General features: G+C 47.4%; 16 protein-coding genes. 9 read left to right on the top strand and 7 right to left on the bottom strand.

The genetic code is table 11. The features are described 5' to 3' along the window. Nucleotides 1-115 precede the first annotated feature (115 nt). The 4 genes from nhaA to AAA946_RS06950 all read right to left on the bottom strand — a co-directional run bounded on the left by nhaA (nucleotide 116) and on the right by AAA946_RS06950 (nucleotide 5,813). Nucleotides 116-1,285, bottom strand: coding sequence for a Na+/H+ antiporter NhaA (nhaA, locus tag AAA946_RS06965; protein WP_338164207.1), 1,170 nt, complete (start codon nucleotides 1,283-1,285; stop codon nucleotides 116-118). A 306-nt stretch (nucleotides 1,286-1,591) separates the two neighbouring features. Further along, nucleotides 1,592-2,707, bottom strand: coding sequence for a lipocalin-like domain-containing protein (locus AAA946_RS06960; protein ID WP_338164206.1), 1,116 nt, complete (start codon nucleotides 2,705-2,707; stop codon nucleotides 1,592-1,594). After that, on the bottom strand, nucleotides 2,708-5,161 hold the full coding sequence (locus AAA946_RS06955) for an ABC transporter permease (protein WP_338164205.1): 2,454 nt from the start codon (nucleotides 5,159-5,161) through the stop codon (nucleotides 2,708-2,710). It lies immediately after the preceding gene. Then, complete coding sequence (locus AAA946_RS06950; protein WP_112479805.1) at nucleotides 5,142-5,813, bottom strand: ABC transporter ATP-binding protein; 672 nt, start codon at nucleotides 5,811-5,813, stop codon at nucleotides 5,142-5,144. The genes AAA946_RS06955 and AAA946_RS06950 overlap by 20 nt, the downstream gene beginning before the upstream one ends. A 270-nt stretch (nucleotides 5,814-6,083) precedes the next feature. On the opposite strand from AAA946_RS06950, the gene AAA946_RS06945 reads away from it, so the two are divergent. Beyond that, nucleotides 6,084-7,508: a DUF2867 domain-containing protein gene (locus AAA946_RS06945; RefSeq protein ID WP_338164204.1), complete on the top strand. Its 1,425-nt coding sequence runs from the start codon at nucleotides 6,084-6,086 to the stop codon at nucleotides 7,506-7,508. Nucleotides 7,509-7,600: 92 nt separating this feature from the next. Here the strand turns inward: AAA946_RS06945 and AAA946_RS06940 are convergent, their stop codons facing one another. From AAA946_RS06940 to rsuA, 3 genes are all read right to left on the bottom strand, one after another. Then, nucleotides 7,601-8,254, bottom strand: a complete 654-nt coding sequence (locus AAA946_RS06940; RefSeq protein ID WP_338164203.1) for a DUF2913 family protein — start codon at nucleotides 8,252-8,254, stop codon at nucleotides 7,601-7,603. Beyond that, entirely contained in the window at nucleotides 8,254-9,459 is a 1,206-nt protein-coding gene (locus AAA946_RS06935) for a Bcr/CflA family multidrug efflux MFS transporter (RefSeq protein WP_338164202.1), read from the bottom strand. The genes AAA946_RS06940 and AAA946_RS06935 overlap by 1 nt, the downstream gene beginning before the upstream one ends. Before the next feature lie 215 nt (nucleotides 9,460-9,674). Further along, nucleotides 9,675-10,373 carry a 16S rRNA pseudouridine(516) synthase RsuA gene (gene rsuA / locus AAA946_RS06930; RefSeq protein WP_338164201.1) on the bottom strand — a complete coding sequence of 233 codons (699 nt, stop codon included), beginning with the start codon at nucleotides 10,371-10,373 and terminating at the stop codon, nucleotides 9,675-9,677. A 70-nt stretch (nucleotides 10,374-10,443) separates the two neighbouring features. Here rsuA and AAA946_RS06925 point away from each other — a divergent pair, with 70 nt between their 5' ends. From AAA946_RS06925 to AAA946_RS06890, 8 genes are all read left to right on the top strand, one after another. Continuing rightward, nucleotides 10,444-12,180, top strand: coding sequence for a DEAD/DEAH box helicase (locus AAA946_RS06925; protein WP_338164200.1), 1,737 nt, complete (start codon nucleotides 10,444-10,446; stop codon nucleotides 12,178-12,180). A 72-nt stretch (nucleotides 12,181-12,252) separates the two neighbouring features. Then, a complete protein-coding gene (locus AAA946_RS06920) occupies nucleotides 12,253-12,675 on the top strand; it encodes a PepSY domain-containing protein (RefSeq protein ID WP_338164199.1) in 423 nt (140 codons plus the stop codon). 54 nt (nucleotides 12,676-12,729) lie between these two features. Next, a complete protein-coding gene (locus AAA946_RS06915) occupies nucleotides 12,730-13,386 on the top strand; it encodes a response regulator transcription factor (protein WP_042498375.1) in 657 nt (218 codons plus the stop codon). Then, a complete protein-coding gene (locus tag AAA946_RS06910) occupies nucleotides 13,379-14,746 on the top strand; it encodes an ATP-binding protein (RefSeq protein ID WP_338164198.1) in 1,368 nt (455 codons plus the stop codon). The genes AAA946_RS06915 and AAA946_RS06910 overlap by 8 nt, the downstream gene beginning before the upstream one ends. A gap of 161 nt (nucleotides 14,747-14,907) precedes the next feature. Further along, nucleotides 14,908-15,186 carry a 50S ribosomal protein L25 gene (gene rplY, locus AAA946_RS06905; protein WP_042475403.1) on the top strand — a complete coding sequence of 93 codons (279 nt, stop codon included), beginning with the start codon at nucleotides 14,908-14,910 and terminating at the stop codon, nucleotides 15,184-15,186. A 431-nt stretch (nucleotides 15,187-15,617) separates the two neighbouring features. Further along, on the top strand, nucleotides 15,618-17,084 hold the full coding sequence (locus AAA946_RS06900; protein WP_338164197.1) for a tetrathionate reductase family octaheme c-type cytochrome: 1,467 nt from the start codon (nucleotides 15,618-15,620) through the stop codon (nucleotides 17,082-17,084). Continuing rightward, on the top strand, nucleotides 17,074-19,329 hold the full coding sequence (locus AAA946_RS06895) for a cytochrome b/b6 domain-containing protein (RefSeq protein WP_338164196.1): 2,256 nt from the start codon (nucleotides 17,074-17,076) through the stop codon (nucleotides 19,327-19,329). Before AAA946_RS06900 ends, AAA946_RS06895 begins: the two co-directional genes overlap by 11 nt. Continuing rightward, nucleotides 19,326-19,844 (top strand): YeeE/YedE thiosulfate transporter family protein, encoded by a 519-nt coding sequence (locus tag AAA946_RS06890; protein WP_338164195.1) that lies wholly within the window; start codon nucleotides 19,326-19,328, stop codon nucleotides 19,842-19,844. The genes AAA946_RS06895 and AAA946_RS06890 overlap by 4 nt, the downstream gene beginning before the upstream one ends. The last annotated feature ends 8 nt before the right edge of the window (nucleotides 19,845-19,852 follow it).

Here is a 19,852-nt window from a genome sequence, read left to right as displayed (position 1 = left end):
CCCCTTGTTGGTTTGGGCTTTTTTTTGCCCTCGCAGATCCAAAACACTCAGCGCAGAAACAAAAAAACCCAGCCGAAGCTGGGTTTATTGTCAGGTGACTAGAAAGCCTGAGCAATTAGTATTGGATTTTTGGCTCTGGCGCAGCTTCCTTCGGAAGTGACAAGTTCAACAGGAAGTAACCTAAAACTGCAGCTGTCGTAGACCCCATCAAAATACCTAATCTTGCGTATGTATCAAACTCTGCACTAACACCTGTGAACGCCAACGAAGCAATAAAGATAGACATAGTGAAGCCGATACCACACAGAACGGAAACTGCGAAGATTTGTTTGAAATCAACACCCTCTGGCAGTTTAGCAACGCCCAACTTCACGGCTGCCCAGCTGAATGTAAAGATACCCAGTGGCTTACCAACAAGAAGACCCAATGCGATACCCAGCGGTAACATAGAAGTAAGGCCAGACATCGACACACCTTCTAGTGAAATACCTGCGTTAGCGAATGCGAAAATAGGCAAGATACCAAACGCAACATATGGGTGAAGTGCATGCTCTAGATGTTTAAGTGGCGAATGCTCACCTGGCTTGCCATTTAGAGGGATGGCAAAACCAAGTACCACACCAGCAAGAGTCGCGTGAACGCCAGATGCTAATACGCTCACCCAGAGCACTGCACCGACGGCCAGGTAGACCGGAATACTCGTCACCTTCTTGGCGTTGAGGATAAACAAGAGGCCGGTCATTATGAAGCCAAGCGTCAATGCAATTGTCGATAGATCGCTGCTGTAGAAAAGCGCAATGATTACGATAACGCCTAAATCATCAATGATGGCAAGAGCAAGTAGGAACACTTTCAATGCAACCGGTACACGTTTGCCAAGTAGCGCCATAATACCTAGAGCAAATGCAATGTCCGTTGCCGCTGGAATAGCCCAACCACTCATTGCTTCAGCATCACCCATATTAAACATCACATAGATAAGTGCTGGCGCTACCATACCGCCCACAGCAGCAATTGCAGGGAAGATGGCTGTCTCTTTCGACTTTAACGCGCCTTCAAGCAACTCACGTTTTACTTCCAAACCAATTAGGAAGAAGAAAATTGCCATCAAACCATCGTTGATCCAGTGTGAAATTGATAGACCGAAAACGTAGGTATGAAGCACGCCTTGATACATTTCATTGAGAGGAGAGTTGGCGATAATCATCGCAATTGCCGCAGCAATAACAAGGATGATGCCCCCTGCAGATTCCATCTTAAAAAAGTTACGAATGACGTCATTCATAATGTAAAGCCCTTAATATTTATTCACATTGTTTGAATGTTAAAAATTGTATATCTAGTTAAATTCCATAAAAAATCGATTCTACGGATGTTAATTGTAGGAATAACCGAATAATCCTCATACAAGTTTCGAGATATGTATACCAATTCAGCACCACTAGTAACAGTATAGAGTATAGATTGATGCCATGAATGATATGCCACACTCAGTCTACGCAGTGTCAATATCATTCTAAAACAATAATGTAACACCACAAGGTAACAAGAAATTACAGATGTAACTAAATCACGGGCAAAAAAAAGCGGCTTAGTAGCCGCTTAATTGCATGAAACCTTGGGCTCGATGAGAGCCATTGGCCATAATTGCCCCCTGCCATTGGGGGACAACAAAGTTGACCCAATTGTCTCGTTTACGAGCTTTGAGAACGAGGTCTATATCCTGGCTCGGAATTTGTAGTCGCCAACTTAAAGGCACGCGCCTACCCGAATCGAATTCCGTATAGCCAATGGCTCGAATAGCGATATCGTCTGTAGGAATATTCTTCGCGTTACCTTGGCGGTCCACAATCGCAGCGCTGGCATAAGGCATGTTGTCTTTATATCGATAGCGGCTAACCAACAAAGCTTCGGCGTCATTAAGCCAGAGAACAAAGTTATCTTCCCCAACATAACTCGCACCTACCAGTTCACTGCCCCACTCTTTGCTAAGCCATGCGCGGCCTTTTACCTTAAGAGCCTTGCCATTTGCGAGCGACAAAGTCCCCATCGATTTAACAAACGGGGCTTCAATTGCATAAGAAGCACGAGGCAATAAATCGTGCTTTTTGTGATAACCGTTGTCACCGAGCAATGCGTAGCGACCCGATGGCATGAGTTGCAGGTTAATCGCAAATTGCTCTGTCGCCAGTTGTAAGTTGCCAGGAAGCGGTTCACTCGATAAAGAGCGCCATGACCAATCATCGATCCACACTCTGAATGGACGACTTAGCCCACCGGCTTGGCCGATACCACCACGCGCTACACGCTGATCAGTAAACATCCCCAAATGGCTATTTAGCACGACATTGGCAATATAGATCTGTGGATCTTGCCAGCCAGTTGCGATTCGATCATCGCTGGCATAACGGAAGAAACGCACTCTTAGCCAATAGGTTTGCCCTGCCTCGTCTTCTAACTGCGCGACAAACTGCCACCATTCATGCTGAAACTCAGGGTGAAAACGAAAGTCACGGGGCAATGTGATCTCGCGATCAGGCAGAACTGGCTCAAAGACTTTCTTGCCCGGCGAACCAAACACAGCATTAATTTGACTGGTTTTGGTTAGGGTCACCTTACGATGCTCAGGCTTAGTCAACCAAATGACGCTGCCGGCGATCACCACAATCAGCAAACAAGAAAAGATGAGTTTCTGCATTCGGTTCATCTACAGTGCATCCCTCAATGAATGAATCGGCGAGTTACGGATAAGCTTCAATACCGGAAGCGCTCCTGCAACGACTAATGCCGCCAGCGACCACAAACAAGTGCCTAAGTATTGCCATGGAACGATTTGCAGCTCAAGTGACCAACCGAACGACTGCTTAATCACGATGTCGACGATAAGCTGCGCCAAGGCCACCCCTAAAGGCATAGCGATCGCCGCAGAGATCAGACCAAAAACTAATAATTGCAAGCCGCCAATCATCACCAATTCTTTCCCCGAGACGCCCAAACAGCGTAACAAAGAGGTATGCCGTTGACGGGTTATCTCTCCAGCAATGGTCGCGAAGAAAATACCAAACACTGCAATCACTAACGTGATGTTGCCCAGCGTATCGGCAATAGCGAAAGTACGATCAAACGTCGTCATCGCTTTATTATGGATAGAGGTATTGTCGTAAATACGTTCGCTGCTCAGTCTAAAGCGTGATTGAAGCCTTTGCTCCACAAACAAAGATTGCGACTTATCATTTAATACTGCGCCCAGCGCCACATCACCAGAGCCTGCTAAGTTCGCGAGCCAGCGCTTTTCAGACAGCAGTACTTGATGATATGGGTTACCGTAATCGTAATAGACCCCAACAATATGCCAATTTCCGCCCAGCGGGGCTCCTAAATCAACATAATCACCAGGGCGTAATTCCCGCTTCAATGCCATAGATTCACTGATCATAATGCTGCGAGAGTGATGCAAATGATACCAATAGTTTGGTACGGCAATTTTTACCGTCAATGCGTCCATTTCACCAACAGAATTGCCGGTACTCACAACTTGCATTAAACCGGATTCGGTTGGGATCTCTTCTTCCCAACGCCACCATACGCGTTCGACTTCCGGCTGCTGTTCTAGCCAGTGGCTCATGCGTTTGGCACTGTTGTTTGTAGGATATACATAGATGTCCGCTGCCAAACGTTGTGTTAGCCAGCGATCGGTGGTGTCGCGGAAACTGCCAACCATGGTCTCTACCCCCATGTTCGCCGCCATAGCCAACATAAAGGCCATATTCGCCACGCCGCGGTAGCTCATACTCGCTGCCGCATCGGCAAAAAACCAACGCAATTTAACCCAGCGAAGTGAGTACGAGAATAGAGTAAATATCTTCCAAGTAATAAACGGCGTAATCAATGCCACGCTAAGGAGCATCAACACAATAATGGCATAACCTGAGTTTTGCGATTTCGGTGCCTGATAAATTGCAATAGCCGCCACACACAAGCCACATGCCAAAAATGCCTGCCAAGTGAACTCTGCGCCAGTGAAGCGCATTAACGACAATCGCGCTGATAAGCGAATTGGTTGAGTTTTCAACAAACGAATCAAAGGCCAGCCACACGATATCACCGCCCCCGACATAGCCAGCACAAAGCTGTACAAGCTCCATTGCCAACTCCAATCGATGCTTAGCCCGATATTGGCGTCATAAAGATCGCTCAAACTTTGGGACACGGCAGGAATAAGTTGATTCGCCAACACAAGACCGAAAACGTTGCCACACAGCCAGCTCAGCAGCACCAATACTGCAAGCTCCATACACAGTGCCAGCGCCAGTTGCCATCCAGAGACCCCAACTTGTCTCAGACTACCCACCAGCGGCTGACGCTGAGCTAATGAAAGCGACATTGCTTGATAGAAGATAAACAGACCAACCACGAAAGACAGCATACTCATCGCTGATAGATTGGTATGGAAAGCCGCCGTGAGCGATTCCAGCTCAGACTGAGAGCTGCGAGAAAGTGTCATGCCATTCGGGATCAACTTACGAAGCCTTTCCAGCTGACTTGGGCTCATTTCACCACAGGCAATGACCGAAAGACCAGCAGAACGTTTGATGGCGCGTACCAAGGACATATCGGCGACAACTTGCATCCCTTTGATGCCCACTTTGTGGTCCACTTTCACCGGCCCGAGCACTAAACCATTGTCTAAGGTAATGGAGTCACCATTTTTCCAGCCTTTTAGCTGTGAAAGGTCATGGCTAACCAAGATGGTAGTCGGTACTTTAATCAAATCTTGTGATTCGATATCGCTAATCGTAATTTTGTTTTTAAGTTGCAGCAGAGAGATAGGGTCCGCACCAACTAGATTGAGCTCCAGCCCATCATTGGTGGTCACCTTTTGAATATCAAAGGGCACGCATTGCTTAAAGCCGTCGCGGCGCAACTGAATATAGAAACCTTGAGGGATTTTCGTATCGGCATGTTTTGGTCGAATACGGTACGGAACCGGATTCGCAAATAAGCGCTCGCCACTGGCGTAAGCCTGTTTAGCATGATGGTTAATCGCAGTCACACCAACAAGCAGTGATACCCCGAGAGTCAAACCAAGCCAAACAAGAAGAATTTGTAAAGGGTGACGGCGATAATGCCCGAGTAGCGCCTTAACTACGGGCCATAACATGCAATTGCCCCCCTTGAAGGCGAATTGAACCATCTAGATGCGAGGCCACTTTTTCACTGTGCGTCACCACCAATAAGGTGCATTCTAAGTGTCGGCTAAGAGATGTGAGAAGACGCATAACCGCTTCGGCATTGCGTTCGTCCAGACTTCCTGTCGGCTCATCCGCCAACAGAATTTTTGGTTCCATGTACAACGCCCTAGCTATCGCAGCTCGCTGCTGTTGACCACCGGAGATTTCTTCAGGATAACGTCCAAGCAGTGCCATTAAATCCAATGCGGAGAGTATTTGACGCCACAAGCCGCGATCTTCAGGTAACCCTTTAATCTGGCGACAAAAGCGGATGTTGTCAGCGATATTTAGCGTTGGAAGCAAGTTAAATTGCTGAAAGATATGACCAATGTTATTGCGGCGATAAGCAGTGCGCTTACTCTCCTTCGCTTCGTGCATTGCAAAGTCTGGGTACCATATTTCACCAGAATCCACTTTGTCGATCCCAGCAATCAAGTTCAGTAGCGTACTCTTTCCGGAGCCACTTTCACCCATTAATGCCAGTTGTTCACCTTGTGCCAGTGTTAACTCCGCACTTTGCAGTACAGGATGGAACTCACCACCATCAATATAGCCCTTGCTAAGGTCAGACAACTTAAGCATTGAAACTCTTTAAACATACGAAAATTAGGACACTGAATTTACACTAAAATCGCCCTACAAGGAAGGAAAAACCCCCTGAGAGCACGACTATTCTGCGAGTTCAACATTTAAACAAAATAAGTGGTCGTTTTACGATAAAAAACACCTCAATAGTTGGTTTCCCAACCTTGGGAGATCCACGGATTATCTCAACAGATTCTCTGAAAGTTTTCTAAAATGTGTTAGATTTTAGAGAGATAGTTTTTATATGAATGGATTCGAGGGATATAAATGAAACGTGTTTTGGTTCTCGGCGCATCGGGCTATGTTGGCTCTCAGTTGATCCCTCTTTTACTCAGTCAAGGTTATCAAGTTACCGCCGCTGCGCGTCAAATTGACTATCTAAAAGCAAGGGTAATTCCCCACTCACATTTGACCTTCGAATACCTCGACCTTGCCGATCGTGACGCCACGCTCTCACTGATCCCAAAATTTGATCTGGTTTACTTTCTGGTCCATGGCATGGCGCACGGTCATGACTTCATAGACTACGAATTATCACTGGCACAAAACTTTCGCGATGCGCTGGAAATAAGCGAAATACAACATGTCATCTACCTTAGCGCCATACAGCCACAAACCGGCAACTCTGAGCATCTCGCCGCTCGTAAAGCAACAGGCAAACTGCTCAGAACCAGCAAAGTGCCCATCACCGAGCTTCGAGCCGGTGTCATCATAGGGCCAGGCTCTGCTGCTTATGAGATTATGCGCGATTTTGTCTACAACCTTCCCGTTCTTATTGCGCCTAAATGGGTAGAATCCAAAGCGAACCCGATAGCACTAGAGAATCTCAACCACTACCTGATTGAACTTGCCAAAGAGTCACAACCCAATAGCAACATCTACGAAGTCGGCGGCCCAGATGTGCTCTCCTATCGCCAGCAATTCGAAGTCATCTGTCAGCAAATAGGAAAACCGCTGCGGCTATGGGCTACTCCACTGCTCACACCCAAAATTGCGTCATACTGGTTGGGCGTTGTCACGTCGGTACCTTCCAGCATAGGTAGAGCCCTATTGGCTGGTCTGGAGCACGACTTCATTGCTGACTCACAGTCCATTCGGCAACGATTCCCACAACCGCTCATTTCCTACCAACAATCCGTCGCTACGAGTATTCAGCAAGATGGGGAGTTTATACGCAGCAACGTTTGGGGCTTTGAGCCCGCCGCACTCAGTCGCTGGCAAGCGGGCTACGGTTATTACCCAAAGAAAACGGGCGCGAGTTTTACCACGACCAAACGCGCAGAGCAGCTATGGGAGGTAGTAAAAACGATTGGCGATCCCAAAGACAGCTACTTTTTTGCCAACGCGTTATGGCGAACCAGAGAGTGGCTCGACATCTTCTTTGGCGGCGGTCGTCCAGTTAGGCGTTCACCAGAGGGTCCAGAGCTCAAAATCGGCGACTTTATTGACTCATGGAAAGTTATTCGCTGCGAGCAGCCGCACTTTCTCTCGCTATTGTTCGGTATGAAGGGACCGGGGCTGGGGAGATTGGAATTCACCATCACCGACCACGGTGACCAGCGAGAAATAAACATCAGCGCCTGGTGGCACCCGAAGGGCTTTTTAGGACTTCTATATTGGTTTGCTATGATGCCCGCCCACCTGTTTATATTTAAGGGCATGGTTCGAGCTATTGTCCGAAAAGCGAAGTAATACAGCGATAAGCTTTACCACTTTCATAAATGAAAAGCGCAGCCAACTGGCTGCGCTTTTCATTTTAATACACGGTATTTTAAAGCATAGAGTTATGCTTTGAACGACAGCGGAATTTCAGCAAGTTGTGTTCCTTGGTTCAATGGGTAAACCAAATACTCACCGTGGTACTTCACCTTCGACTTGTAGTCCGTCACTTTGTGAAGCATAAACCCAGCTTCATACGCCTTGGCAATAAACTCTGCGTGATTACCTCGAACAAACCAACTCATTGGTTTTACTAGGTTCTCACCGTCAAAGCAGTCATCACATTGATTAGCACACACAGCAAATGAGTTGGCACCATCGGTAAAGAACTGGACTTTGCTACCATCGGTCAATACTTCCGACGTACACACGCCCCAGCCAGCTTGTTCCATATCATCAATAAACTGCTCAATTTTAGCATCAGTAATCGGAGCTATCTCGCCACCGAAGAAGCTTTCGTAATAAGCAGAGATACGCTTAAACGTAGGCTCTAGCATCGACTCATTGCCCTTAGAACGCCCGGTCTTTTGCCATTGGATAAGGTTCGCACTGGTCGCTTTACCAAAACGCTGGGTTTTGATCGTGCGTGTTACCCATCTCACCAAAAAATGGTTATTGGTTACAGGCGAGTTAATTAGCTTTCCTGTAGCGTGTTCCGCCGCCAACTCGTCTAATGCAGAGTTCACGACTTTTTGAATTTCTGAATAATATGCAGACATTATGCTTTCTTTCCAAACGTCCAATACAAGGCGGCGGATAATACCGAACAAATCGCCATTAATGCAATCATTGGCCACGGTGTACCGCTCGGCAAAAACGCCACAATAGCGCCGACTACCGAGCCTGTGCCAAATCGTAACGTACCAGCCAATGACGAAGCTGTACCTGCCATGGTCGGATAACCACTCAGCAGTAGGCCCATCGCATTACTACCAATCGTAGACAGCGTACCAACAAATAGCATCACAAACGGCACTATGCCCCAAATACCAAGTTCTAGCGCGCCACTCACTAATAGCCCCATGCCCGCAAAGAGCTGGACACCGATGCCAAAGCGCAGCATACCGTGTAAGCCTACTTTCTTGACTAAGCGGCCGTTAAGGCTGGTCATGATAATCATAGTCACAATATTCAGACCAAACAGATAACCGAATTGATCGGGCGATACACCATAGATATCAATATAGACAAACGAGCCAGCAGTCAGGAATGCAAACATCCCTGCAAATGAAAATGCCCCAGCGAAAATAAGCCCCATCGCGACCGGATTTTTGCATAGGCGCAGATAGTTTCGAATCGTGGTTCTAAATCGCAGTGGCTGCCTGTTTTCAGGTGCTAGTGTCTCTGGAATTTTCCAAAGTACCGCGGCAATCACCACCACAGAAAAACCCGTCAACACCCAAAAGATTGAACGCCAGCCAAACCAAACGGCTAAGTGGCCACCAATCATAGGCGCAACCAATGGCGCCAAGGTAATCACTAGCGTGACAAACGACATGGTGCGTGCAAAATCTTCTTTGTCGAACATATCACGCACAACCGCTTGGATAATTACTGCCGCAGCAGCCCCAGCAAATCCTTGCGCAGTGCGAACTAAGGTAAGTGATTCAATGCTGGTTGTGGTTGCACAAACAGCAGATGCGACACCGAAAAAGAACACGCCAAATAACAATATTGGCCTACGTCCAAAACTGTCTGCAAGCGGGCCATGCAAAAGCTGACCAATCGCAAACCCAGCGGTATACACAGTTAACGTGATTTGCACAGCACCTGCGGTGACACCCATATCCTGAGCGATGGTCGGCATCGCTGGGAGATACATGTCAATCGCTAATGGTGTCAATGCACCGATAGCGCCAAGCACTAAAAACAGTAACAAACCAAGTTGAGGTGTATTGGGCTGCGATGAGGTTTGAGAACTCATATCGCTCCTAATAATACATCGATGAGCCGCATTCCTTGCTTTAATGCTCTTGTTTTACTCAACATCCCGCTGAGTGAGAACGGTTGTGATATAGACCGCGAGAATAGGAAGGGTATCAGCACAAAATCTAGCGATATTTCATACCAATTAAATTAGAAGCTCGCGGCCATTACATTCACAGAGTGAATCTATACTTTGTAGTCAAACTATTAGTATTACTTTTTCCAAACTGAGTCAATTTCTTCTTGAGTGAGATATCGATACTCGCCAGGCTCAAGCATCTCATCCAAAACAATTTCACCCACACTCTCACGATGTAGACCTTCAACCTTGTTACCAAGTGCCGCAAACATGCGCTTAACTTGATGGTATTTACCTTCATGAATGGTCAGTAGTACTTCATTGTCATCCACAATTTCAAGCTGAGCAGGAAGCGTTGGTGCTTTCTCATTTCTCAGCTCAATGCCCTCTTCAAATGCTTGCTGGTAGTTTGGCTGAACAGGGTCGGCTAACCACACGCGATAAGTCTTGGCACACTTGTGTTTTGGCGATGTAATTCGGTGTGACCATTGGCCGTCATCGGTAATCAAAACCAAGCCTGTGGTATCGACATCTAGTCGACCCGCAAAGTGAAGGTTTTCCATTTTCACTTCATCAAGCAGCATAAAGGCGGTGTGGTTGAATCCATCTTCATGAGAGCAGACAAAACCGTCTGGCTTAAATAGCATGATATAGCGAGGGCCTTGCATACGAACCTCACGATCCTGCCACTCGACACTGCTCTCTTCTGTTACCTTAAATGCGCCACTCTTTTGAATCACGCCATCAACAGTGACGTCGCCCGATTTGATGATCTTTGTGGCTTCTTTACGTGTAGCGCCTAACGCGTCACACAAAAACTTATCTAAACGCATGAATACCTCGTTTTCATTTCGTGGGGTATTATAGAGGGGTTTTTCAAAATGTAGAGTAAAACTGAGCCGTATGTACACGCTTCGACCTTATCAAGCCGACTCCGTTAAAGCCGTTATCCATTATTTCCGCAAAAATGACACGCCAGCTGTCATTGTGCTCCCAACAGGCGCTGGTAAAAGCTTGGTAATTGCTGAACTCGCTCGCCTTGCACGCGGTCGAGTGCTGGTGCTTGCCCACGTTAAAGAGCTAGTGGAACAAAACCACGCAAAGTATGAAGGCTATGGCCTGAAAGGATCGATATTTTCAGCGGGTCTCGGACGCAAAGAAACCTCCGAACAAGTCGTCTTCGCTTCAGTACAATCTGTGGTTAGAAACCTAGATGCGTTCGCCAATCAGTTCTCACTGCTGGTCATCGATGAGTGCCACCGCGTGCCAGAGACCAAAACATCGAGCTACCAGAAAGTCATTAGTCATTTATGCGAGATTAACCCTGGCATAAAAATACTTGGACTGACCGCGACCCCTTACCGTCTTGGTGTGGGCTGGATTTACCAATATCACACCAAAGGCTTAGTACGCAGCGATGAGCCACGTTTCTTTAAAGACTGTATTTTTGAACTCCCGATTCAGTACCTTTTGGATGAAGGCTTCCTAACCCCTGCAAAACTCATCGATGCACCAGTGCTGAGCTACGACTTCTCTCAGTTAAAACCCACCAGCATGGGCAAATACAAAGAGTCGGAAATGGACTTGGTGATTGAGCAGTCCAAGCGTGCGACACCTCAGATTGTGGAGCAGATCATCCGCTACAGTGAAGATAAGCAGGGTGTGATGATTTTTGCTGCAACAGTGCGTCACGCGCAGGAGATCTTATCTCTGCTGCCAGAGCATGCCAGTCAAATCGTCATAGGCGACACACCAACGCCCGAGCGCGACGACATCATCAATCGATTCAAGCAGCGAGAAATCAAATTCTTGGTCAATGTCTCCGTACTGACCACCGGCTTTGATGCGCCGCATGTCGATTTAATCGCGATATTGCGCCCAACCGAATCCGTTAGCCTATATCAGCAAATTGTCGGGCGAGGCCTTCGCCTTTCTGATGGAAAGACGGAGTGTTTAGTCCTCGACTATGCAGGCAACACTTACGATCTTTATCAGCCTGAAGTCGGCAACCCAAAACCTGATTCAGACTCAGAAATCATTACCATCCCCTGCCCTGCCTGCGGCTTTAACAATGACTTTTGGGGCAAACTCGATGCCAACGGTTTTTTGATTGAGCACTTTGGCCGTAAGTGCCAAGGCTACTTTACCGATGAAGAGACAGGTGAGCGCGAGCACTGTGACTATCGATTCAGAGCCAAATACTGCTCTGAATGTGGCGCGGATAACGATATCGCCGCTCGAATTTGTCACGAGTGCGACGCAACCTTGGTCGACCCAGATAAAAAGCTCAAAGAGGCACTCAACCTTAAAGACGCATTGGTCTTCGAGTGCGTCGACATGAACCTGCAAGTCCACAAAGATGACAAAGGCAAAAGCAGCCTTCGCGTTAATTACATTGGCGAAAACGATGCTCAAGTGAGTGAGTTTTGGTCTTTGAGCACCAAAAAGCAAAAACAGACTTTTTTGTCTAAGTTCGCGCGCCCACATTTGGCGGATAAGCATCGTGAGTTTGACGCCACCTCGCCAACTAAAGTGGTCAACAATCAACATAGGTTTAGATTGCCCGCTTTTGTCATCGCTCGTAAAAGTGGCCGTTTCTGGAAAATGCGCGATAAAGTGTTCGATGATGAATTAAACTGAAAACCTGTTCAGGTTTGATTCATATTTCGCTCTTTATATTAATACCATGTTTGATAACGCTGAGATCTTGCTATGACCTACCCAGTAAATAAAGTCTTTGCCACACTCGCTCTTTCAGCCTTGCTTGTCGCCCCCTTAACAGCGAACGCAGGCTTTTTCTCTAACGACCAGGCTGCGAATAAACAGAGTGGTCATGAGTTAGTTCAAGATGTCGAGACGGGTGATACTCGCGTTGAGTTCGATGAAGATCAGGACGAAGTCTTTGATGCCGTTCAACAAGGTCTTATTAAGCCCTTCTCTGAGCTATTTGCGACGGTTGAAAACGATCTCAATGGCCGCGTGATTAAAGTCGAGCTTGAAGAAGATGACAATGAATGGATCTACGAGCTCAAGCTATTGCACGACCAAGACGTTATAAAAGTTGAATACAATGCAACTACACTGGAGATGATGGAGATCAAAGGCCATAATCTACAACGAGTTATCAAAAAATAAGTCGCAACTAACTATATAAGTCGCAAACAACTATAAATAAAAAAGAGAAAGATAATGAAGATTCTTGTTGTTGAAGATGAACCAAGATTGGGTGAACAGATCTTAGAAACTCTTGAAAGCGCAGGCTGGGTACCTGAGCTGGCTCAAGATGGTATTGATGCACTTTATCGCGCTACATCTGAGGATTGGGATGCGATTGTTCTCGACCTAGGGCTTCCTAAAATTGATGGTCTAACGGTATTAAAAGGTATTCGAGATGAAGGCATCAACACGCCAGTTGTGATCCTTAGCGCTCGTGACACACTCACACAGCGCGTTGAAGGCCTCAACGCAGGTGCAGACGATTACCTCACCAAACCATTTGAAATGATTGAGCTCATCGCCCGTATCCGTGCACAGCTTCGACGCGCCTCGGGTAACGCCTCACCACTGATGCAAATTGGCGATCTGAGCTTAGATACACGAACGTCTAAAGTGATGTGGCAAGGTAACGCTGTAAGTCTCACGGCGCTTGAGTACAAAGTTGTTGCTTACTTTATGCACAATGCCGACAAAGTCATTTCTCGTACTGAACTGGTTGAACACATTTACAAACAAGACTTTGACCGCGACTCCAACACGATTGAAGTATTCATCGGTCGTATCCGCAAAAAGATCGCTCCGAATGTCATAAGAACCGTTCGAGGACTAGGGTATCAGTTGAATGCCTAACCTTTCCAAAGAGAGACTGCGCAAAGGAGTCAAAAAGCTCAGTCTCAAAACACGCCTATTGCTCGCTGCGACGCTTTGGCTCTCCGCCATGACAATTGCGGCTGGCGTATCGATTCCAGGATTAGTTCGAGATTACTTAATCAGTGATCTCGAAGTTCAACTTGGTCATGCCATGGATGAAATTGCCGCCAACCTCGAAGTCGACGACAAAGGTCAGCTTATTCTTTCAGCTCGACTCTCAGACCCCCGCTTTAACCAGCCATATAGCGGTCTCTATTGGCAGATTGAGACCAAGCAGGACACGCTGCGCTCCCGTTCACTTTGGGATCAAACACTGCGCACTAAAGGTAAAGACAAACAGCCTCATTACTTTGGCGCCAAAGATGAAAAACTCATTACGATAAAACGTACTTTGTTTCTGCCAGAAGTCAGTGACGGGGTCACCATTATTATTGGCCAAGATGAAGATCCTATTGATGACACGCTAGAGTCATTAACCGGAGAGCTTTGGCTCATTCTCGGTGTTATGGTCTTCGGTATATTAGCGCTCATCATTGGTCAGGTAAGCTGGTCTTTGCGTCCACTCGGTAAAATGCAACGTGAGCTACAAAGTCTAAGAGCGGCAGAACAACACTCATTAGACGAGCAGTACCCTAAAGAGATCGCGCCTCTGGTTAAAGACCTGAATGCCCTGCTGTTTCACTATCAGGAGCTGCTTGAACGAGCAAGGCATCATGCAGGCAATCTATCACATGCGCTTAAAACGCCACTGTCTGTGCTTAAGAACGAGCTTGAAAGCCTATCTGCTGAAGACCGCGCCAAATTGGAGCCACAAATCGCTCAAATCCAAGCACAAATCGATTATCACTTAGGCCGTGCACGTATGGCCGGGGCTATGAATATTCTCGCGGTAAAATCTTCACCAAGTGAACGCGTTGATGCTATCTCATTAGCATTTGATAAGGTTTACGTAGAAAGAGACATCGCGCTGATTAGTGAACTTGATACCGACTTAGAAGTCGCTGTAGAAAAAGCAGACTTAGATGAGATGCTTGGCAACCTACTCGAGAACGCCTACAAGTGGGGCAACAGTTTTATCCGAGTTTACTCCAATGATATTGGTGACTCTGAGGTAGAGCTCATCATCGAAGACGACGGGCCTGGCATTCCAGCAGAGCAATGCAGAGAAGTCACTAAGCGCGGCGTTCGCCTTGATGAAAGCACTCCTGGCACCGGTCTTGGTCTCAATATCGTCTCTGAAATGGCACACAGTTATCGTGGCCGACTGGAGCTTGGAGAGAGTAAAATGGGTGGATTACGCGCAGTTCTTAAGCTAAAGCGCGCAAAGGGCGAAAAATAGTAGAGATATAAGCAATTTGCTATTGCCGAGCCACAGTATGGATGTTAGTATCCGCGCTCGTTTTGAGAGTATCTTTACGATCACTCAAAGCGATTTAAGTTTTGACTAGGTCGCTATGTCAAAACGTATTTGTTAATTTTACTATTTTGAGAGTAAAAACTATGAAATTCGAAGCAGTAGTACGTACTGAACTAGGTAAGGGTGCGAGCCGCCGCCTACGTCACGCTGGTCAATTCCCAGCAATCGTTTACGGTGGTGAAGCAGCACCTGTATCAGTTGCTCTAAACCACGATGACATCGTAAACCAAATGGACAAGCCAGAATTCTACGAAGGCATCACTCTAGTGATCGCTGGCGAAGAAGTTAAGGTTAAGCCACAAGACGTTCAACGTCACGCGTTCAAGCCAAAAGTTGAGCACATGGACTTCATCCGCATCTAATTCCCCTACCAAGGAATTAATCGGATTTAATCCAAACCTTATGCATAGAAAGATTCTCGGCCTTACCAACCAAGAATTTTAAAAAATTCGAAACCCCGATGCTACCAACATCGGGGTTTCACCGTTTTAAAAGGGAGCAAAACTCTCTTAACCTCTGGCTAATAAAGACTTTGTAACCTTCTCACTTCTTCGCACTCTCCTTTGCGATCAGTAAGGTTACAAAAAGCAGTTTGAATAGCACGCTGGTTCAACCTGCGTACATAATCAAAGTCACTCGCACCTAAGATCCGACTCGTACTAGTTTCTCGATTTTTGTCTTAACCTACCTGCCTAAAACCTGACCAACATCAAAACAAAAACATCTTCATTTAACTATTATATTAGCAATCACTTAAAAAGGTTTTACTTAATAACAACTCAGGGAGAGTGTTATGCGTAAAGTTACTAGGTCGTGGTTGATTGGCTCCTTCGTCATTTTGGCTCTCATTGTCATCCCAATATTACTCATTGTTGAGCGAGACCAAACGCCTGTCTCTCCTTGGTCAGCGGTGCCCCAACGAGCAGAAGCGGTTGACCATAGTGACCTGTTCCCACAAACGTCTTTTCAAACGGGTCCAGAAGTGACGGCCGCTTGTCTGCAATGTCATGAACAATCCGCCGAACAAGTGATTCATACTAAACATTGGACCTGGCAATCTGAGCCTGTCGCGGTCGAAGGGCGAGAACAGCCCGTGGCGATTGGCAAAAAAAACGTCATCAATAACTTCTGTATCGGTGTGCAGGGCAACTGGGAGTCTTGTACCGCCTGTCACACTGGATATGGCTGGAAAAATGAAGCGTTTGACTTCGCTAATCAAGCCAATGTTGATTGCGTTGTGTGTCACGATCAGACCGGAACCTATAAGAAAGGCAAACAAGGGCTTCCGTTGCAAGGCGTCGATTTGTTGGCGGTGGCGCAAAGTGTTGGGCGCCCTACTCGCAGTAACTGTGGTAGTTGCCACTTTAATGGCGGCGGCGGTGACGCGGTTAAACATGGTGATTTGGATCAGAGTCTAAAATTTCCTGAAGCGTCACTAGATGTCCATATGGGTCGCTACGACTTCGCCTGTATTGATTGTCACCAAACTGAAGACCATAACATCGCTGGTCGCTCCATTACCGTGAGTCTGGACAATCATAATCAGGTCTACTGCCAGGATTGCCACCAACAACAAGTTCACACCGACGAACGCATCACGCTCCACCTCGATTCCGTCGCCTGTCAAACGTGTCATATTCCTGAAGTCGCCCGCAAGCAGCCAACGAAGGTCAGTTGGGACTGGTCGACATCTGGGGATGAGTCCAAAGAGGAAGATCCGCATCACTACCTAAAGATCAAAGGCAGCTTTGTGTATGAGGACAACTTACAGCCAAGCTACCTTTGGTTCAATGGGTTGGCAGACCGATACCTTTTGGGCGATCGTATTGACCCAACCTCCATCACTGCCATTAATCAACCCAAAGGCTCAATTAACGATCCTAAAGCGAAGATTTGGCCGTTTAAGATTCATATCGCCAAGCAGCCCTACGACAGTGAGCTAGGTCACTTGCTTCAACCTAAAACCGTTGGCAAAGACGGCTATTGGAGCCACTTTGACTGGGACAAAGCATTGGCACTCGGCGCAGCGTTTGCTGGTATTGACTACAGCGGCTCGTATGATTTTGCCACTACGTCTATGTTCTGGCCGCAAACACACATGATTGCTCCAAAAAGCGACGCCCTGCAATGTCAGGACTGTCATGGTGAAAACTCGCGCATGGACTGGCAGGCTCTTGGCTATGGCGGTGACCCGCTAAAGTGGGGAACGGGTGTTCGCCAAACGGTGAGCGACAATATGGAGGCAGGCTATGAACGTTAAATCACTCTCTCTTGTTTGCCTTCTCGTTACCCTGAACATCGCGGGCACCAACGCGAGTACAGAAAATGCCCTTTCAACCACTAGTCGGCCAACGGGCGCATTGGAAACAAATCTGCATCCCAATGTGGTACTCAAAGATGCGAACGGTGCTGCTGTTTTAGACGCGAAGCAAACCATCTCATCGATCGAGAGCTGTGGAGGATGTCATGATGTCGAATACATCCAGTCACACAGTGACCATCAAATCTTGTGGCAATCAGACTCAGCGTTCACCGTGGACGACTATTTTCTTTATCCACTTCGAGCGAGCTCTTTAGCAACGTCGACAACACAGCCCCCGCTATTGCACGATGATAAACTCTGCCTTACTTGCCACACCAGTCAGCAGCAACGTGTCGATTTAGATCTGGCTCAGTTGAGCCCAGCCGGTGAAGTGACGCACTCTCAACTGCAGATCAGCAAACCTAACAACGACAACTGTGCGCAGTGCCATGGAATAGTAGACAATCAGCTCCATCAGCCGCTAACACTCGATCAAGATCTACGCCACGTCCAGCTTACACTTACGACTGGACAAATCCTCTCTCCTCAAAAGATCGCCCTCAGTGGGATTAACATTGCCGATAAAGGTTCGCAAACTCGCAGTTTTGACATCCACAGTGAACGACTGGTGGATTGTGTTGCCTGTCACTACTCTCGTAATAACCCTGTCTACACTCAGCAGCACAGCCAACAGCGATTGGCGCATTTAACCTTTGATCCGAGAAGGCCAGATATCGGGGACTACTTAATTCAACCCTCTCATCAATTGGCCAACACCCGTTTCAGTAATGATGGCTCTTGTCAAAGTTGCCACGACGGCACGCAGACCCATGACTGGTTGCCTGCTTACAACAAGCATGTAAAAGCTCTGGTCTGCGAGTCCTGTCATGTACCGAGTCTATTTGGACCCACATTAAAAACCATTGACTGGCGCATATTGAATGAAGATGGCTTGGGCGTACCTACCTATCGCAATGTCGCAGAAGATGGCCTGATTTCCGGTTTTCAACCGCAGCTTGTGCAATTGCCAGATTCTGGTGAGGTATGGCGACCTTCAAACAGAATCACAATGAGTTACTGGCAACACGGTGTGCAGCAACAGCCTGTGCCTGCGGCTGCGGTTATACAGGCCTCGCTGGCAGCATTGGATGCTGATTCAACGTCTACGTCTTATGAGTCCGTTGAGGAGCAGTTAAGGTCTATGGGTTATTGTGACATCACGATGGCAGAGCAAACCAAAGTGCTTCCTATTGCTCATGGCGTGGTCTCCGGTGAATGGGCAATCCGAGACTGTCAATCGTGTCATAGTGGAGCGTCATTGTTAGCCACGGATGGCGGTCGTAGCTCCTATATTTTGGGGCGGGATCGCACGACTTGGCTCGACCAACTGGGGTTAGCACTGTTTATTACTGTCATCGCTATCACCAGCTTGCACTCGCTACTGCGTTACAAGTTGTCGCCTAGTCAATCGCAGCATTCGTCAGCCAATGAAGTCTACATGTATGATCGATATGAACGCTTGTGGCACTGGTTGCAAGCCACCACAATCTTTATACTGCTGAGCTCTGGGTTAGTCATTCACCTTCCTGACACGTTTGATTGGCTAAGTTTTAGTTATATGGTTCAGATCCATCAGATCTTAGGGTTCGTGCTACTCATTAATGCGGCTCTGTCTCTGTTCTATCACCTTGCCAGTGGCGAGATCCGCCAGTATCTGCCTAGACCGTATGGACTAATCCACGACATGATGGCTCAGGGGCTTTACTACGCGAAAGGCATTTTCCAAGGCGCGCCACACCCATTCCATAAGACAAAAAACCGAAAACTAAACCCATTACAGCAGATCACTTACTTTGCCATTTTGAATCTGCTGCTGCCTGCACAGCTCATCACTGGCTTTGCTCTTTGGATGGGTAATTATTGGCCAGCGCTCACTGAGTGGTTCGGTGGCTCTGAGTTGCTACTTCCGTTGCATGTCGGACTCGCTTGGATGTTCGCCAGTTTCATCGTCATGCATGTCTACCTAACCACGACTGTGGGTAGCAAACCAAGCGATGGCATCAAAGCCATGGTCAGTGGTTGGGAGCCAACTGAAGCGGCAACCGTTGAAGAAACCGCAATGGCGCCTAATGGTGCAAGCACCACCCCCTCTGCTCACAAAGCGGCCGATACCGCTCAACCGCTTCAAGGAGGTCGCTCATGAACCGACAACCGCAACCGTATTGGAACCCTTATATCGCCGGCACTCTGCTAGGGATTGTGCTGTTTCTGGCCTTCTTTATTTCGGGTAATGGTCTTGGTGCCTCTGGCGGGCTCAATCGCATCCTTGTCTATGTTCAAAACGGATTCTTTCCTGAACACATCGACCAAGTACCCTATTTACTGAAACTGGCTGGTGGCGACAAAAATCCACTAGACAGTTGGATTGTGTTTCTCACTGTTGGCACCATGCTTGGCGGTGCGATATCTGGTTGGCTTAATGGAAGAATGCGTTTTGAAACCAACAAAGGGCCACAAATCCAAGTCTCAACCCGCTGGGTATTGGCCTTTGTAGGCGGCATTTTCATGGGTTATGGCGCTCGCTTAGCTCGTGGCTGTACGTCGGGTCAAGCGTTATCGGGTGGAGCTGTCCTCTCCGTGGGCAGTTGGGCTTTTATGTTTGCCGTTTTCGCTGGCGCATACGCTCTCGCTTATCTGTTACGAAAATGCTGGAATTAGGAGGTTAT

This window comes from Vibrio sp. 10N, assembly GCF_036245475.1.
In the GTDB taxonomy this organism is placed as follows: domain Bacteria; phylum Pseudomonadota; class Gammaproteobacteria; order Enterobacterales; family Vibrionaceae; genus Vibrio.
Note: the sequence above shows the minus strand (reverse complement) of the source record. Positions and strands in the feature narration are given on the sequence as shown.

Excerpts from the sequence above, each read along its gene's own strand:
- AAA946_RS06910 (WP_338164198.1), top strand. The coding sequence starts at position 13,379 with ATGCCTAACCTTTCCAAAGAGAGACTGCGCAAAGGAGTCAAAAAGCTC.
- AAA946_RS06950 (WP_112479805.1), bottom strand. The coding sequence starts at position 5,813 with ATGCTTAAGTTGTCTGACCTTAGCAAGGGCTATATTGATGGTGGTGAG.
- AAA946_RS06940 (WP_338164203.1), bottom strand. The coding sequence starts at position 8,254 with ATGTCTGCATATTATTCAGAAATTCAAAAAGTCGTGAACTCTGCATTA.
- AAA946_RS06920 (WP_338164199.1), top strand. The coding sequence starts at position 12,253 with ATGACCTACCCAGTAAATAAAGTCTTTGCCACACTCGCTCTTTCAGCC.
- AAA946_RS06900 (WP_338164197.1), top strand. The coding sequence starts at position 15,618 with ATGCGTAAAGTTACTAGGTCGTGGTTGATTGGCTCCTTCGTCATTTTG.
- rsuA (WP_338164201.1), bottom strand. The coding sequence starts at position 10,373 with ATGCGTTTAGATAAGTTTTTGTGTGACGCGTTAGGCGCTACACGTAAA.
- AAA946_RS06925 (WP_338164200.1), top strand. The coding sequence starts at position 10,444 with ATGTACACGCTTCGACCTTATCAAGCCGACTCCGTTAAAGCCGTTATC.
- nhaA (WP_338164207.1), bottom strand. The coding sequence starts at position 1,285 with ATGAATGACGTCATTCGTAACTTTTTTAAGATGGAATCTGCAGGGGGC.
- AAA946_RS06955 (WP_338164205.1), bottom strand. The coding sequence starts at position 5,161 with ATGTTATGGCCCGTAGTTAAGGCGCTACTCGGGCATTATCGCCGTCAC.
- AAA946_RS06915 (WP_042498375.1), top strand. The coding sequence starts at position 12,730 with ATGAAGATTCTTGTTGTTGAAGATGAACCAAGATTGGGTGAACAGATC.
- AAA946_RS06890 (WP_338164195.1), top strand. The coding sequence starts at position 19,326 with ATGAACCGACAACCGCAACCGTATTGGAACCCTTATATCGCCGGCACT.
- AAA946_RS06945 (WP_338164204.1), top strand. The coding sequence starts at position 6,084 with ATGAAACGTGTTTTGGTTCTCGGCGCATCGGGCTATGTTGGCTCTCAG.
- rplY (WP_042475403.1), top strand. The coding sequence starts at position 14,908 with ATGAAATTCGAAGCAGTAGTACGTACTGAACTAGGTAAGGGTGCGAGC.
- AAA946_RS06960 (WP_338164206.1), bottom strand. The coding sequence starts at position 2,707 with ATGAACCGAATGCAGAAACTCATCTTTTCTTGTTTGCTGATTGTGGTG.
- AAA946_RS06935 (WP_338164202.1), bottom strand. The coding sequence starts at position 9,459 with ATGAGTTCTCAAACCTCATCGCAGCCCAATACACCTCAACTTGGTTTG.
- AAA946_RS06895 (WP_338164196.1), top strand. The coding sequence starts at position 17,074 with ATGAACGTTAAATCACTCTCTCTTGTTTGCCTTCTCGTTACCCTGAAC.